At 58.5% G+C, this 15,108-nt stretch carries 11 protein-coding genes; 3 read left to right on the plus strand and 8 right to left on the minus strand.

Annotation, left to right across the window (positions count from 1 at the left end):
• Positions 1-10: 10 nt before the first annotated feature.
• From tagF to LRM19_RS15260, 6 genes are read right to left on the minus strand one after another with little or no spacing between them, the layout of a single operon-like run.
• Complete coding sequence (gene tagF, locus LRM19_RS15235) at positions 11-727, minus strand: type VI secretion system-associated protein TagF (RefSeq protein WP_029740102.1); 717 nt, start codon at positions 725-727, stop codon at positions 11-13.
• A gap of 16 nt (positions 728-743) precedes the next feature.
• Positions 744-4,364, minus strand: a complete 3,621-nt coding sequence (gene tssM / locus LRM19_RS15240) for a type VI secretion system membrane subunit TssM (protein ID WP_271369269.1) — start codon at positions 4,362-4,364, stop codon at positions 744-746.
• Between the two features lie 3 nt (positions 4,365-4,367).
• Positions 4,368-5,606 carry a DotU family type VI secretion system protein gene (locus LRM19_RS15245; RefSeq protein WP_045404313.1) on the minus strand — a complete coding sequence of 413 codons (1,239 nt, stop codon included), beginning with the start codon at positions 5,604-5,606 and terminating at the stop codon, positions 4,368-4,370.
• Between the two features lie 17 nt (positions 5,607-5,623).
• The gene (gene tssK, locus LRM19_RS15250; RefSeq protein WP_271369270.1) at positions 5,624-6,967 is read right to left on the minus strand and encodes a type VI secretion system baseplate subunit TssK; all 1,344 of its coding nucleotides are present in this window, start codon (positions 6,965-6,967) and stop codon (positions 5,624-5,626) included.
• A gap of 28 nt (positions 6,968-6,995) precedes the next feature.
• Complete coding sequence (tssJ, locus tag LRM19_RS15255) at positions 6,996-7,499, minus strand: type VI secretion system lipoprotein TssJ (RefSeq protein ID WP_249576199.1); 504 nt, start codon at positions 7,497-7,499, stop codon at positions 6,996-6,998.
• A 23-nt stretch (positions 7,500-7,522) separates the two neighbouring features.
• Positions 7,523-8,017, minus strand: a complete 495-nt coding sequence (locus LRM19_RS15260; protein ID WP_111964770.1) for an SH3 domain-containing protein — start codon at positions 8,015-8,017, stop codon at positions 7,523-7,525.
• 1,001 nt (positions 8,018-9,018) lie between these two features.
• On the opposite strand from LRM19_RS15260, the gene LRM19_RS15265 reads away from it, so the two are divergent.
• The gene (locus LRM19_RS15265) at positions 9,019-11,307 is read left to right on the plus strand and encodes an FdhF/YdeP family oxidoreductase (RefSeq protein ID WP_271369271.1); all 2,289 of its coding nucleotides are present in this window, start codon (positions 9,019-9,021) and stop codon (positions 11,305-11,307) included.
• A gap of 22 nt (positions 11,308-11,329) precedes the next feature.
• Positions 11,330-12,226 (plus strand): LysR family transcriptional regulator, encoded by an 897-nt coding sequence (locus LRM19_RS15270; protein ID WP_127731385.1) that lies wholly within the window; start codon positions 11,330-11,332, stop codon positions 12,224-12,226.
• Here the strand turns inward: LRM19_RS15270 and LRM19_RS15275 are convergent.
• Positions 12,205-12,963, minus strand: coding sequence for a phosphate/phosphite/phosphonate ABC transporter substrate-binding protein (locus LRM19_RS15275; protein WP_271369272.1), 759 nt, complete (start codon positions 12,961-12,963; stop codon positions 12,205-12,207). The genes LRM19_RS15270 and LRM19_RS15275 overlap by 22 nt on opposite strands.
• On the minus strand, positions 12,956-13,927 hold the full coding sequence (locus LRM19_RS15280) for a fatty acid desaturase (RefSeq protein ID WP_271369273.1): 972 nt from the start codon (positions 13,925-13,927) through the stop codon (positions 12,956-12,958). The genes LRM19_RS15275 and LRM19_RS15280 overlap by 8 nt, the downstream gene beginning before the upstream one ends.
• A 149-nt stretch (positions 13,928-14,076) precedes the next feature.
• On the opposite strand from LRM19_RS15280, the gene LRM19_RS15285 reads away from it, so the two are divergent.
• Entirely contained in the window at positions 14,077-15,057 is a 981-nt protein-coding gene (locus LRM19_RS15285; protein WP_271369274.1) for a GlxA family transcriptional regulator, read from the plus strand.
• The last annotated feature ends 51 nt before the right edge of the window (positions 15,058-15,108 follow it).

Consider the following 15,108-nt stretch of genomic DNA (forward strand, 5'->3'; position numbering starts at 1 on the left):
AGATCCCTGCTTATTCAAACATAGGCGGATAGAGACCGTGACGGCCCGGACGAGCGCCCCCTGCCGGGTCGAACAGCAGGGTGAAAAGCTGCCCGGTAAAGTTACCGCTGTGCACGTGGGTGTACAGCGGGTAGCCGTCGCAGCGGTTGGTCCACCAGTAGCTGGTCTGACGCAGAGGATCAAAACATTCAGCCGCCTGAGGCCAGCCCAGCGTGCTCTGCCCGTCCTCGTCATAGCCAATCACATCAAGTATGTCGGAACGCTTTTGCGGCTCGACCGGCTGCGGCGCCGGAATGGTCATCAGCATTTCGTCGAGCTGCGAGGCGGAAAAACTGTTGCGCACCGCGTGCAGCCCCAGGCGCCCAATCTGCTGATACCAGCTTTCGGCCTGGCTGAGCAGGCTGGTCGACCATTCGGACGGCGCGAAGCTCAGCTGAAGGCAAACAGGATACTGTCGGCCAACGCTGTCGCGGCCGGGCAGCAGACAGCCCATCTGGATCATCTGGCTGCCCAGCATGGGCGGTACCACAAAATTCCAGACTGGCGCTTTTTGAAACTGGCGCTCGCCGCTGCGCTGCTCTTCCTGCTGCCAGGCCAGCAGACCGACCTGGAACCAGTGTGACCACTGGCGCTGTAAAGTGTCAGGAAAGCGACGCTGCAAAAAATCTCCGGCGCTGGGTAACTTGCCATACCAGCTGTAGCGGTTCATCGCAGGGGTATTCGTCATACGGCTGTCCTTGCGGTTATGGGCATGAGAAACGGGGAAGCTGGAACGGGTTACGAATGCTGTTTGGCGCAAACTCCAGCGTGACCTGATGTCCGTCGACGTTGAAGGTGGCCTGACGGCTGAGGCTACCCGCCCCCGGGCTGGTGCTCGCCTTATCAAAGAAGCGGTTCAGCGCCCAGGAACCGTTGGTCACCAGCGTCGCCGTGCTGCCGTTAGCCAGACCCAGCTGCATGCGCACCTGGTTGGTGCCGCCCGGCCCCGGCCAGTTCATGATCTGCACGGCCTGCGGGCCGTGGCTGTAGCGCAGCAGCTGGCCGTCAACGTCCAGCGTCAGGTTCAGAATGGAGTTATCCATTCGCACGGTGCGAACCGTAACCTTGAAAGACGGTGTGGTTGCGCCGTTAGCAAAGAAGGCGTCGCGAATCGACTGGGCCTGCTGGAACGGTCTCAGCAGCCCTTCACTGCCCGGCAGCGTTTTACCGTCGATGCCCGGCATAAAGCGCCAGTTTGCCTGGGTGGTGTCCACTTTGCTGGTCAGGTTATCGCGAAAGAAGGTATCCATCAGCCCGGTCCCCGGCGCAAACATGCGCGCGAGATCGTCAGGGGTGACCTCGGTGCTGGCGCTGCGCACCAGCGGGTAGCGACCGGCAATTGCCTGGCGGCAGAACCCGCCCACTTCAACGTTAATCCGCTTCCGTACGTTTTCCAGGTCACGACGCTGGGTATCGCTGCTGGCGCCCACCGCCATGTTGCTGAACATGGTTTGCAGCCCGCCCGGCAGACGACCAGCGCTGGCCTGCAGGCGGCTGATCGCCTCCCCGCCCGGCGCCGGCATGCCGCTGTTGGCCGCATCCTGCACGGCGGTCAGGTAGCGATACAGCTCATCCACCTGCTTGAGAAAATCGTCAAACACGATGGTCTTCCCGCCCTTCTCCAGCGGCTGGGCCAGCTCAATCATCGGCGCGTAGTGGTCGGTCACCAGCTGTTCCGGCGCCTGGGTAACCGCGGCGGCCTGCGTCGGCGCATTGTCATTATTACTAAACAGCGCTTCCAGCGTGCGGGTGGCGCGGTTGCTTTGCGCCTGTGCTTTACCCGCATCTTCCGGCGCTGGCGTATCGCGGGAGAGCGTCAGGACCTGGCTCAGGTTCTGCACCAGACGGCGCAGCGGCGAGTTGGCGCCCGAGAGCAGGCGCGCGGTGTTGATGCGCTGGGAAAGATCGGCGCTGTTATTGAGCTGAATGTCGGCGAGGAAGCGATCCCAGTTTGCGATAAAGTCGCGCATGTAGAGCTGGCGCACGGCGTTGTCGATCTGCTGTTTATCCTCCTGCGCCGTCGCGGCCCCCAGCACCCAGGCGTCGTCCTCGTGCAGAGCGGTGGTTACGCTGTCAATCTGGCCGTTAAAGCTTTTCCAGTAGCCGTCCGGCGTATAGAGCCCCGGTACGCCTTCGCTGACCGGCTTGCCGCTTTTACGGGAAAATACCAGCTCGCTCTGCGGCCCGCCCAGGTCGGAAAGGGAAACCGGCTTCAGGTTGTCATCATGCTCCAGCAGGCGCTTGAGGCGACCGTACACCCGCGTGGAGAGCGGCTGCTGGCCGATCATCGCCCTTTCGCGGGCAACCAGCGATTCGTCCTGCGCGTACGGCGAGGCCTGAATCTTCGGCTCCAGCAGCTGCGTCAGGTGCCATTCAAGCTGCTGCAGCTGCGCCTTCGTGACGTTCTGCGGCAGATTCCGCTGCAGGTTGAGCATCACCCACGAATGCAGGAATTTACCGTCGTAGTGCTTCGGCTGATAGAGCATCTGATAGGCTTTCAGCGCTTCATAGCTGTATTCCACATCGCTGCCGTTGTCGTTACGAAGCCAGGTGGTGATGTGCATGGCAACGGCAGGGAGCAGCATCTGATCCAGCGCTTTCTGGTACAGCGACTGCGAGGCGTCGCTGACGTCATCCCCGCGATAGAGTCCCATACGGCGGGATACCGGCGGATCGTTGACATCAAACGCGTCGCTTTTCGGCAGATCCACCAGGCTATTCAGCAGCGGCAGCAGATCGAACAGGTCACGCTGGGTCTGGCTCTGTAAGGCTTTGCTCTGCTGGTCCAGCAGCGGCACCTTCGCATCCACCTCTTCCAGGTAGGCCTTGTTTTTGGCATAGCTGGTCAGCCACAGACCGCCGAGGATCACCAGCAGGGCCAGCAGCGCCGCGTAGCCGGACCAGATCACCGCCCGGTTGCGCAGCTCCCACCAGCGGTTTTCGCCTGCGATCCCGGCTTCCTGGAAGATGACGTTTTGCAGCAGGTTCTTAATGAAGAAACTCTGGCCTTTTGCCCCCGGGATAGGCGCTTCTTTGCTGACCGAATCCCAGTTATCCGCCTCTCCCCCTTCCGGCAGCGACAGCGCGCGGTTCAGTTCGCCCATCACGCGGTCGAACGGCATGCCTTCCTGCGTCCCGCTGGCGAAGTAGATCCCGCGCGGAGAGAACTCGGTTTCGAAGTTGGAGCGGGCGAAGACGGTGCTCAGGTAGTCCGCCAGCAGCGGACGCAGCGCGGCGAACTCCTGCGGGAAGAGATACGCTTCCGCGCGGGTCTTCGCGTCATGCTCTTTCAGCATGGTTTCCGGCAGCCCGGCATCGAGGCGCTGCTGGAGCAGAGAAAACTCCTGCTGGAAGTTGCCCATCAGGTCGTAATCGGCGTGTTTGGTTTGCTCCCACGGCAGCGTAAAGCCCCAGATCTGGTCGCGCTGCGCTTTATCGTAGTCGGCAAACCAGGCGCGAAAGCCTTTAAGCAGGTCGGCCTTGGTCACCATCACGTAGACCGGGAAGCGGATACCCAGCTGTTCATGCAGCTCGGACAGGCGCTGGCGCAGGTTCACCGCCTGCTGGCGGGACGCCTCGGCAGACTGGGTCAGCAGGTCCGAAATGCTGATCGTGACGATGACGCCGTTAATCGGCTGGCGGCGGCGGTACTTGCGCAGTAACCCCATGAACTGCAGCCACTCACCGGCATCCTGCGCCTGCTCGCTCTCCTGGGTGGTATAACGACCCGCGGTGTCCAGCAGCACGGCCTCGTTGGTGAACCACCAGTCGCAGTTACGCGTGCCGCCAATACCCCGCAGCGCGGTCTTACCGAAGCGGTCGGCCAGCGGGAACTGCAGCCCGGAGTTGACCAGCGCCGTGGTTTTACCGGATCCCGGCGCGCCGATAATGACGTACCACGGCAGCTGATAGAGATATTGCGTGCTGAAGCGCTGCGTCCACTGGGCGCCCTGGCCCGCTTTGCTGAAGTGCGCTTTTTTAAGCATCTGCGCGGCTTCATCAAAACGGCTGGCGAGGATCTGCTCCTCGCTGTTCAGCCGCTTCTGCGGATCCGCGGCTTCCGGGCTGGCGGTATTCTCCTTGAGCTTGTCCATCAGCTTGCGGTTCAGCCAGGCATTGTACAGGCGCGGCAGAATGTGGCCCTGTGCCCAGAGCAGATAGACCACGGCAATGCTGATAATACGGTTCTGTTCTGATTCAAGCGGTCGGGTGTCCACGATGGACAACAGAGGACCAATCATCCAGATCACCGCCGCCAGCGCCGTTACGCCGAGGAAGCTCCACAGAATGCGGTTGGTCAAAATGGAAAGAAGTGTAGTCAGCATTCCTTAGTTTCCTTGCGGCAATCCGTTCAGCTCGGCCTGAGTGTTTTCAGGCGACACCAGCAGAGTAATTTCCACACGGCGGTTACGGGCGCGGTTTTCAGGCGTCGTGTTCGGCGCTACCGGGTTAATCTCGCCCCGCCCTTCCGCTTTCACGCGGCCAGGCTGAGAGAGGCTTCCCTGCAGCATTTTTTGTACCGAGCGGGCGCGTTCCAGAGAGAGTTCATAGTTGGAGGCAAAGCGCGCGCTGCGGATCGGCACGTTGTCGCTGTAGCCCACCACCAGAATTTTGCCGCTGACGTTATTCATCGCCTGCGCAATGCGGTTGATGACCGGTTCATAGCGGTCGCGCACGACGGTCGAGGCAGAGGCAAACAGCCCGTCGCCTTTCAGGATAACGACGCTGCGATCCGCTTCGTCTTTCACCGCCACCAGGCCAGCCTCGATTTCAGGCTTCAGGAAACCGCGAAGGTTAAGCACCGCCGGTAGCTGACGGGCCGGTTGCTGAATAGTGGTTTCCGGCAGCTGGGACTGGTAAATCTTCGCCAGCACCGGGTTGGTGCTGTCGCCAAGACGCCAGTTAAGCACGATATAGAAGAGACAGGCGATAAACCCGGCCAGCGCCACGCAGGCCCACAGGGGAACCATCGGCCGCCAGAGCTTACGCAGCACGGGACGATCTTCCGGATGGGGAGAAAGCGGCGGCGGATAGCTGCCGCGCACGCCGCGGATCATCTGCCACAGCCGCTGCTTGATGGTCTCAAGCTGGGTGCGGCCGTTATCCAGAACCCGATAGCGTCCCTCGAAGCCCAGCAGCAGGCAGTAGTTGATCATCTCCAGCAGCAGAATGTGCTCGCGCGGGTTCTGCGACAGGCGCGCCAGCAGCTGGAAGAACTTCTCGCCGCCCCAGGTTTCGTTATGGAACGTCACCAGCAGACCGTTGCTGGACCAGACGCCGCTGCTGCCCCAGGGGGTGAGCGCGGCGGCCTCGTCGAGCGCCGTACACAGGCAGTAACGTGCCCCGACGATCACTTCGTAGGGCAGCCCTGCCTGCTGGCAGCGGACTTCAAAACGGCGAATTTCATCGATCAGGCGCTGGCGTAACGCCACCTGATCGTCATGGGAGACCGAATGACGGATCTGCGGAATCGCATTGAGCAGCGGATTGGCGGCCGCCACCAGCTGATTGTTGCTACTGGCCCCGGTAAACGCGGCATCACTGCCGGTGTCCTGTCGTTCCTGCATATTAAGCGCTCGCTTTATTATTCTGTCGGGCTACGGATGGCCCAAAACTCCATATCCAGCCCCGGGAACTCCCCTGCAAGGTGCAGGGCGAATGCGCCGGACTTATCCATCTCGTGCCACAGCTCGCTGCCCTTCTCGAGCTCGAAGTAGCTGTAGCCGGCATGCCACGGGATTTGCGGCGGCGCGACCGGCATGGCCCGCAGCATAATGCCCGGCAGCTGAAGCTGAACCAGATCGCGGATTTTCGACACCGGTGCGACCTTCATCTGCGCCGGGAAATGGGTTTGCAGGTGTTCGCCCGGCACGTTGGCTTTTACCGCCAGCACGAAGCCGAACTCACGCACCATGCTGGTTTCAGGCACCGTGGCGATGTTCAGGCCGTGAGAGCGTTCGTTAAGCGGGATCTGAATCGCGTGGTCTTCCATCACCAGCGACAGCCCCTGACGCAGCATCAGCATCAGCTTGCTGAAGCAGTTTGCCAGATCGTCATGATCGTAAATCGGCAGCACGCTTTCGGCGGTCCGCTGCGACGTCCAGGTGGCAAGTTCGGTCGCAAACGGCAGCCAACCGCGCCAGAGCGTTTCCGGATGCAGCAGCGGGAGGGTTTTTAAATGAGACACCTCGCCCAGATGACGATTAACCAGCGACAGCAGCGTGAACTCAATCAGTTCAGAAGTATTAAAGCGACCGGGCTGGCGCAAACGACCGCCAATTTGCTGGCTGCGCTGTACCAGCAAGCCGTGCAGATCGTTGATCATGCTGTAGATCTGCGGGCTGTTGTTGGCATTGAGCATCGGCGGGATGTAGCTGTTGTCGAGCCGCACGTGGTTGTCGTTACGTTTCTCCGTCACAAACGCCACGCCGATGGCGGTCCATTCTGCCGTGAGGTCTTTTTCCAGCATCAGGGTCAGACGCAGGCGGCCAAACTGAACGGTGGCATCTCCCACCGACATTGCGTTGTCGTCTTCCACCTCTTGCTCGAAAGCGATAAAGCGCGCCAGCGAGGCAGGCTCTTCGCTGAAAATCACCTCTTCTCTCTCGCCACGACGAACCGGCAGCGCGAGCACCACCTTTTCGTTAGTGAGATTGTCAGGAATTTTCAGCGGTACAGGGCCGTTGCGCCCGTTACGGACCTGGAAAAAGGTGCCGTCCGGCAGCAACCCACTGCAGTAGCTCAGGGCTATGCATCCCTGACGAAGCATCGCTTCATCCAGTTCAACGTCAAGAAAGCCCCAGAGATACGATCGCTGCAGCGCGCCCCATTCACGAACATGGTTGAGCAGATAGCTTTCAGTCCGCTGAAAATGGTGTGGACGCAGGAACATGCCTTCGGTCCAGACGACCTTTTCTGCTTTCGTCATGATGATGTATTTCCTGTTTTGAAGCGCGTTACTGGCTGATGACCCGAATGCCGTTCACGTCGAGAAAAACGTTGGCCTGGAGTTCATCTGCGGACCATTTCCAGAACTGGTAGATATGATTTTCGCCAGGCACGGGCAGAGGAAGTGAAACGCGCCATTTTTTGCCATCCAGCACCTGATACTCCGCCATCACGCCTATGTAGCGGGCCTCCGGAGAGCTTTGCCCGCTGAGGGTTTTAGACAGCTGTCCCGGCATCAGGAAAAACACGTCGCTGTTCAGCAGATTCGCGCCAAGCGTGGCTGACGCGTTGTTCTGCAGGGAGTAAAAGTCGCTGGACATGAAATCCGCATCGGATTTCAGCAACAACACCCGGACCTTAAGCGGCGCAGATTCATTGATTTGTGGATGAGCCTGAAACTGCAGATTGTAGCGGGAGGGGTCGCTGTGTGAAGACGACGTACAACCACTGACCAGGGCGAAAATCACCGCGTAAAAGAATAACCACAGCCTATGAAAATTTTTATTATTCATAAAAATGCGCTCATGAAAGCCGTTTAGTTCAGGATCCAGGTACCATTAGCGCTGTCTTTGCAGGCTTTGCTGTTACCATCGACATCGACACAGGTCGCTTTTTTACGCGTCTTCGGACGAATAGCCTGTTTACGCACGGCGGCGTCGTACAGGTCGGCCTTGATCACGGCGCGCATCGGGACGTAACCAATCAGCTGCTCGTTACCTTCATCGGCAAGCGCCATCCAGTAGTGTTCAACCTGACCCAGCACCACGTACGTTTTTCCGGTATCAAGAGTGCGGATAACTTTACCGCCGAAGTCAGGGCGGCTCATCAGAGAGGCCGGATACATAGCACGATACGGCTCGTTGACCGGCGTGAACTCCGCCGGCGGGGTAACAGCGTGACGGTGGGTTAAGGTGACGCCGTTGACCTGACTGGTCTCGATCGTATCGTCGTTGATCACAGGTTTCTGCGGCGCTTTACAGCCCGCCACCGCCATTACAAACAGAAGTGAAAACAGTACGCGCATTTTCATATGCTTTTCCGTAGCGATATTTCGATGATGAAGATAAGGGGGTGAAGTTTGACTTAAGTGCTATTGTTAAAATAGCCAGGATATTTTCGGGGCGTTACTATTTTAAGGGCATAGCTACCGCACGAGCCCTTCAGAATAAGGCCCAGCGTCTTCCTGACATATTTTGACAAACGGTAAGCAAGTTTACATGAGCTTTGCCTCAATTCAATATTTACCGTTGCGTAACTGTTGCTAAATGAAGCAGTCGGAAAATTATAGGATTAATCCTATGAAAAAACCCGACATAGCCCAAACCCTCTTATTTTCCTACCAGAATACACTGCAACTTAATGTTTTATATACCAAAAATACAAAAGAGAAATACTTTCATTAACGCAATACCACTATTATCGCCACTACCATAATTAGTAGAATTTGCGTATTGATGAGGTCAGCAGAATATATCAACGATGAATTATTTGTTGCACTAACAGGGTATCTTTAATATCGATCGGACTCTAAGAGTCGAATGTAACTATTTCACTTAGGTTGCAGAATGTTAATTTCACGACTAAAAATAACTTTATATTTCTCGTTATGGCATTTGTCCCGTCAGGCCTAAATTTTATCCATTAATCATTAAGCCTGAATTAACCTTCCTGACCTTATCGCAGCCGAAAATGCCCGCGATAGCCCGCCAGCTGTGAATGTTTTTTATTGTCACCGCTCAAAGGCTTCATTCGAAACTTTATTGGTGCTACATCTTCTCCTGCTCGCCCCATCTATCTTGCTTACCGTGCGATAGATAAGATTTATTATTAAAATGATAAAAAATCGTTATAATTTCTTTAAATGTTTCAACACCAGACCCTATAAACAACTGTAATAAAAAGAATTTAAGTTAAAGCATCTTTTCGTACCGCACGCGCGTCGCCATCCGGTCGTCATTGCTTTCGCTTATCGCTCTTTGCAGCGCTTTTAGGGGTTCAGACGTTGTGTGACCGAACAAATCAGGAGTGGGTATGAACAAGAAAAGACGCTCGGTGCCGGGTATCAGACACTATGACGGTCCTGCCGGCGGCTGGGGCGCATTGAAAGCGACGGCCATTGCAGTACGTACCCAAATGGATACCCTTGATGCCCCCGCGACGCTGCTGCGCACCAACCAGCCTGACGGCTTTGACTGCCCGGGCTGCGCGTGGCCGGATAAAGAACACAAATCGACCTTCCAGTTCTGCGAGAACGGCGCCAAAGCGGTGACCTGGGAAGCCACCAGCAAACGCGTTACCCCCGCGTTTCTGGCCGAAAACAGCGTCTCCTCGCTGCTGGCAAAATCGGACTTTGAGCTGGAAGGTTACGGTCGACTCACGCATCCCCTGCGCTATGACCCGGCAAGCGATACCTTCCGGCCCGTCGCCTGGGACGAGGCGTTTGAACGCATCGGCGAAGTGCTGCGCGGGCTTGAACCGGACCAGGTTGAGTTCTATACCTCCGGGCGGGCCTCTAACGAAGCGGCGTATCTGTTCCAGCTGTTCGCTCGCGAATACGGCACCAACAATTTCCCCGACTGCTCTAATATGTGTCACGAGGCCACCAGCGTCGGTTTGCCGCGTTCGATTGGCATCGGGAAAGGCACCGTCTCGCTGGATGATTTCGACAAGACCGAGCTGGTTATCTCCATCGGTCACAACCCCGGCACGAACCATCCGCGAATGATGGGCACCCTCCACGAGCTGGCCCGCCGCAACGTGCCGATTATCGTCTTTAACCCGCTGCGCGAGCGCGCCCTCGAACGTTTCGCCGATCCGCAAAGCGTGATTGAAATGGCAACTTACGGCTCTACGGATATTGCCTCAACCTATTTCCAGGTGAAGGCCGGAGGCGATGCCGCCGCGCTGAAAGGCATTGCCAAACACCTTCTCGAAATGGAGGCCGAGCGCGGTGGCATGCTGGATCATGCATTTATTGCCGAACACACCCAGGGCATTGAGGACTTCGCCGCCGATATCGCACAGACCCGCTGGGACGAGATCGAACGCGAGTCAGGTCTCAGTCAGGCGGCCCTCAAAACGGTAGCCGACGCCTATGCGAAATCAAATGCCACCATCATTACCTACGGGATGGGCATTACCCAGCACAATAAAGGCACGGCGAACGTCCGCCTGATCGCCGACCTGCTGCTGCTGCGCGGGAATATTGGCAAGCCCGGTGCGGGAATATGCCCCCTGCGCGGTCATTCAAACGTTCAGGGGAACCGTACCGTCGGGATTAGCGAGAAACCCACGCCGGCCTTCCTGAACCGTCTGAAGGACGTGTTCGGCTTTGAGCCGCCGTCTCACCATGGACACGATGCGGTGCAGGCCACGCAGGCGATGATCGACGGCCGCGCGAAGGCGCTCATCTGCCTCGGGGGTAATTTTGCGGTGGCGATGCCCGATCACGAACGTGGTTTTCCAGCGATGGGTAACCTGGATTTGAGCGTGCACGTCGGCACCAAGCTGAACCGCACCCATCTGCTGGTGGGCAAAGAGACCTTTATTTTCCCGTGTCTTGGCCGTACCGAGCTGGATGTTCAGGCTACCGGTCGTCAGTCCATTACCGTCGAAGACTCGATGTCGATGGTCCATGCCTCATCCGGCAAGCTGAAACCCGCCTCACCGTTACTCCGTTCGGAACCGGCTATCGTCGCCGGCATGGCGAAAGCCACACTGCCGGAAACCCGCGTGGACTGGCTGATGCTGATTGAGGATTACGACCGCATCCGCGATCTGATCGAGCAGACCATCCCGGGCTTTGAGAACTACAATGCGCGGATCCGCGTTCCCGGCGGCTTCCGTATGCCGCTGCCGCCCACGCAACGCATCTGGCCAACGGCGACGGGAAAAGCGATGTTCTCGGTGTTCGACGGCGTTCACGAGAACGCCAGCGGCGAAGGTGAGCATGTTATGCGGCTAATCACGCTGCGCAGCCACGACCAGTACAACACCACCATTTACGCCCTTGACGACCGCTACCGTGGCGTATTTGGCCGCCGCGACGTGTTGTTCATGAACGAGGACGACATGGCGCAGTCAGGGCTGGAACATGGCGACCGCGTGGATATCGAAACCGCCCTCCCCGGCAGCGTTCAGCGTCTGAAAGACATTACCGTGGTGGCGTACAACATCGCGCCGGGGACCGTCGGCGCCTATTATCCGGAGGCCAACGTGCTGGTACCGCTGGATTATCTGGATAAGGACAGCGGTACGCCGTCGTATAAATCCGTTCCGGTTCGCATCACCCTGCGCTCTAAAGAGATCCGCATGCTGTAAGGTAGTTCGCGCAGAGAAAAAGATGGATATTAAACAGTTAAAATATTTAATCGCGCTCGACGAGACCCGCCATTTTGGCAAGGCGGCCTCGCAGTGCAACATCACCCAGCCGACCCTCTCCATGCGCATCCGCAGCCTGGAAGAGGAGCTGGGGCTGGTGCTGATTGTTCGAGGACAGCGCTTTGAAGGGTTTACGCCGGAGGGTGAACGCATACTCGCGTGGGCACGCGCGCTGCTGGCCGCGCACGACGGGCTGCAGGCGGAAGCGGCGCTGTGCAAAGGCCAGGTGGTGGGCGAACTACGTCTCGGGATGGTGCCGCTGGCGAGCGTGGATCCGATGATCTTTATTCGCCTGCTGACCCAAAAATATCCGGAGCTGACCTACAGCCTCTATTCCATGTCCTCCGCACAGATTGCCGACGGCGTCAGCCGCAATCAGCTTGAGCTGGGAATTTGCTACCTCAACAGCATCGACACCAGCCTGTTCGATATTATCCAGCTACCCAAAACCAAGATGGGCCTGCTGCACGACGTCCGCCATTTCCAGCTCGGCCAGGAGACGTTGACCTGGCGCGATCTGACAGATTTTCCGCTGGGGTTTCTGACTAAAGGGATGCATTACCGGGCGCATATGGAGGCCAGCTTTAAGTCTGCAGGCATCGAACCGGCGTCCGTTTTCGAGAGCGACTCCACGTTTCAGATCATCCAGGCGGTGCAAAGCGGCGTATGCTGCGCCGTGATGCCGCTGAATAACGGTCTGGAAGATCTGAACAGTAATTTCAGGATTGTCCCCATCGCCGACGCGAATATTGAGGCCCCTGTCGGCCTGATTATGCGCAGGCAGAAGCCCGTCTCCTCGCTGGCGCTGCGCTGTTTTACCGACGCGCAGGAGATTTATCACGCCAACAATGAGGCGTAGGCCTGGCGCGTCACCACGCTAAAACCGTCAATCAGCACCGCGCCGCGCACGGCCCGATATTCCGGCAAACTCACCAGCGCGCGGAGCGCATCGCGAAGGGCGTTCAGGGTCTCAGGCGAGGCGTGGGGCGAGGTAATGAGCGGCAGCCCCGGCGTCAGAGGGGTATGGTCAATCACCGCCAGCCCCGTCAGTCTTTCCGGCTCGTGACGCTGCAGTAACGCCCATGTCACACAGTCGATGGCCGCGATATCCCCTGCCCCGCGTTTGACATCGATCAGCGACTGGCGATGGCTGCCGCTGAAGGACGTTTGCGCGAAAAATGGAGTGTTGCTCACCAGGGGAGCGACTATTTTTCGCAGCGCATTGTAGCCGGACTGCGAATCCGGAGAATTACATACCGCACGACGTCCGCGAAAATCCGCCAGCGTGAGATGCCGATCCTCCTCGCGTACCACCAGAAAGCTGCGGTACTGGAACCCTTCGCAGCCCGGGGCCGCGTAGTGAAAACAGCCGACCACCTGCACGTCCGGAAGCTGCGTGACCAGCGGATAACCGCAGGTCTGGCTGAGGACAAGCGCAGGCTGTCGCCAGTGGGTCAGCAGATCGGACTCCGGCCAGCCGGGATCGCGATCGACGGACGCACCGCGGGCAGCCAGCAGCCCTTTTACCGCCAGCCAAAGCGCAAGGGTGTCGGCGCGATCCACAGCATACATGGGAAACGCCAGCAGGTTACTCATACCCTTCCCCCTGTTGTTTTCCTGGGTGAACGGTGACGTCGACGGGTCTCACCCAGAACTGACGCAGCCATTCACCGTAGCCTCTGACGAGAAAACCGTGGTTTCGCTGCTGGTACGCCTCCCGGTTTTGCTGGTAGATCGCCTTCAGCCCGTACCAGGGTACGCCCGGCAGATCGTGATGCACTGAATGGTAGTTGAGATTCAAAAACAGTATCCGCCAGAATAACCCGGCCTCGTTAATGACGGAGCGCGCCAGCGGATCGTCCGCCGCGCGATGTTCGAAAAACGATCGGATCTTGGTCAGCGCCAGCGCCGGATAGCTGACTGCCAGCACGAACCAGAAGGGAGAAAAACCGACGTGCGTCATCCAGGCGAAGAGTGCCACCAGCAGCAAAAGGTGCACCAGCCACATCATCATTGCGCGCAGGTGAAGGTGACGAAATGCCGCCGCGGCGCTGCCCAGCGTCTGAAGGATATCCAGCAGCGGTGCCAGCATCAGCCGTCCGGCAAAGGTATTCCGGGCCCTGATAAGCCGTTTCTGCCAGGGAGAAAAGCGCGCCCAGCTCTCGTCGGTAAAATAGTACGACTCCGGGTCATCCACCGGATGGGTCAGGCTATGGTGCCGATGATGGGCGAGATGGGAGTCCCGGTACAGGCCGTACGGATACCAGACCGCCAGCGGGAGCGTGCCAAACAGCTGGTTCAGCCAGGCAAAACGGGTGGGATGCCCGTGGATCAGCTCATGCTGCAGCGACATGTACCAGGCGGTAAACCCGATGAGCAGCAGCGTGGCGGGCAGCAGGCCCAGCGTTTGCCAGAACGCCAGCGTGGTAAACCAGCCTGCATAAATAGTGATAATCAGCAGCCACGTGGGCAGCTCGCTTCGCCATAAAAAACCCGATGCGTGGTGGCGGATTTGTTCGCGTTGTTGCGGATGTAAATAGAGGGAGCTTCGTTGACTCATTCCTTCAGACGCCGTTTCGCCAGAGATAATTCTCTGACGATCGGGGAAAACGCCTGAAATAACAAAGAACATTAATCGCTTTGCTTTGCCAGAAACGTGGGGGTCATGCGCTCCTTGACTTATTCTGCAATAAAGGTACTTTTCAGGACATGAAAAAGATCCTGATTATTGTTCCCGACGGCGGCATGCTGTTTGAAGCCGCCGGTATCGCCGACATTCTGATGCAGGCCAACCGGCTGCATCCGGAAGGGCTTGCGCAGCCCCGCTACCGGATTATCATCGCCACCACGCAGCCTCACCAGGTGATCCACGGCCAGTCCGGCCTGAATTTGCTGGCGGACTATCGCCTGCCGGAGCTGGATCCGCGTGAACCGCTGGATACCATTATCATCACCGGACGCGGCATGAACGAGCAGGAGAGCACGGCCGTTGTGGACTGGCTGCACCTCGCTGCGCCGCACGCCCGGCGGGTAGCCTCTATCTGCGGCGGCGCGATGCTGCTGGCCCAGACCGGCCTGCTGGACGGTCGCCGCGCGACCACCCACTGGCGGCTGCTGGAGACAATGCAGACACAGTATCCGTCAATCCGGGTCGAAGGCGGCCCGCTTTACATTCAGGACGGCCCCATCTGGACCTCCGGCGGCGTCAGTTCCGGGTTCGATCTGACCCTGGCGCTGGTGGAGGACGACTACGGATTTACCCTCGCCCGCGACGTCGCGCAGGATATGGTGATGTACCTGCGCCGTCCCGGCGGGCAGCTGCAGTTCAGCCGCTACAGCCTTCAGCAGCCCAGCACATCCGGTCCGATAGGCGAACTGCAAACCTGGATCCTGCAGAACCTCACCGCCGATCTGTGCGTGGAAAATCTGGCCGAGAAAGCGGCAATGAGCCCGCGTAACTTCACCCGCGTGTTTACCCGCGACGCGGGAGTCTCTCCCGCCCGCTATGTGACCGAAGCGCGCCTGGCCGCGGCCCGTCAGCTGCTTGAACAGACCCATGACTCCCTTGAGCGCATTGCCGAGCAAAGCGGGTTTGGCACCAGCATTAACTTGCGCCGCATCTTTGAGAAACAGCTTCACCTCACGCCCGGCGAGTACCGCCAGCGCTTCCACTGCCGCAAGATGGCGTAATCTGATCCTTTTTTGTCGTTTACGCCAACCTGCCCGACGCCTACAGTGACT

This window comes from Enterobacter sp. PI-10 (genome assembly GCF_027947695.1).
GTDB classification, from domain to species: domain Bacteria; phylum Pseudomonadota; class Gammaproteobacteria; order Enterobacterales; family Enterobacteriaceae; genus Enterobacter; species Enterobacter vonholyi.

Bases quoted from the DNA above. Each gene is read 5' to 3' on its own strand.
- LRM19_RS15265 (WP_271369271.1), top strand. From the start codon at position 9,019: ATGAACAAGAAAAGACGCTCGGTGCCGGGTATCAGACACTATGACGGT.
- LRM19_RS15270 (WP_127731385.1), top strand. From the start codon at position 11,330: ATGGATATTAAACAGTTAAAATATTTAATCGCGCTCGACGAGACCCGC.
- tssJ (WP_249576199.1), bottom strand. From the start codon at position 7,499: ATGAATAATAAAAATTTTCATAGGCTGTGGTTATTCTTTTACGCGGTG.
- LRM19_RS15280 (WP_271369273.1), bottom strand. From the start codon at position 13,927: ATGAGTCAACGAAGCTCCCTCTATTTACATCCGCAACAACGCGAACAA.
- LRM19_RS15275 (WP_271369272.1), bottom strand. From the start codon at position 12,963: ATGAGTAACCTGCTGGCGTTTCCCATGTATGCTGTGGATCGCGCCGAC.
- LRM19_RS15285 (WP_271369274.1), top strand. From the start codon at position 14,077: ATGAAAAAGATCCTGATTATTGTTCCCGACGGCGGCATGCTGTTTGAA.
- tagF (WP_029740102.1), bottom strand. From the start codon at position 727: ATGACGAATACCCCTGCGATGAACCGCTACAGCTGGTATGGCAAGTTA.
- LRM19_RS15260 (WP_111964770.1), bottom strand. From the start codon at position 8,017: ATGAAAATGCGCGTACTGTTTTCACTTCTGTTTGTAATGGCGGTGGCG.
- tssK (WP_271369270.1), bottom strand. From the start codon at position 6,967: ATGACGAAAGCAGAAAAGGTCGTCTGGACCGAAGGCATGTTCCTGCGT.
- tssM (WP_271369269.1), bottom strand. From the start codon at position 4,364: ATGCTGACTACACTTCTTTCCATTTTGACCAACCGCATTCTGTGGAGC.
- LRM19_RS15245 (WP_045404313.1), bottom strand. From the start codon at position 5,606: ATGCAGGAACGACAGGACACCGGCAGTGATGCCGCGTTTACCGGGGCC.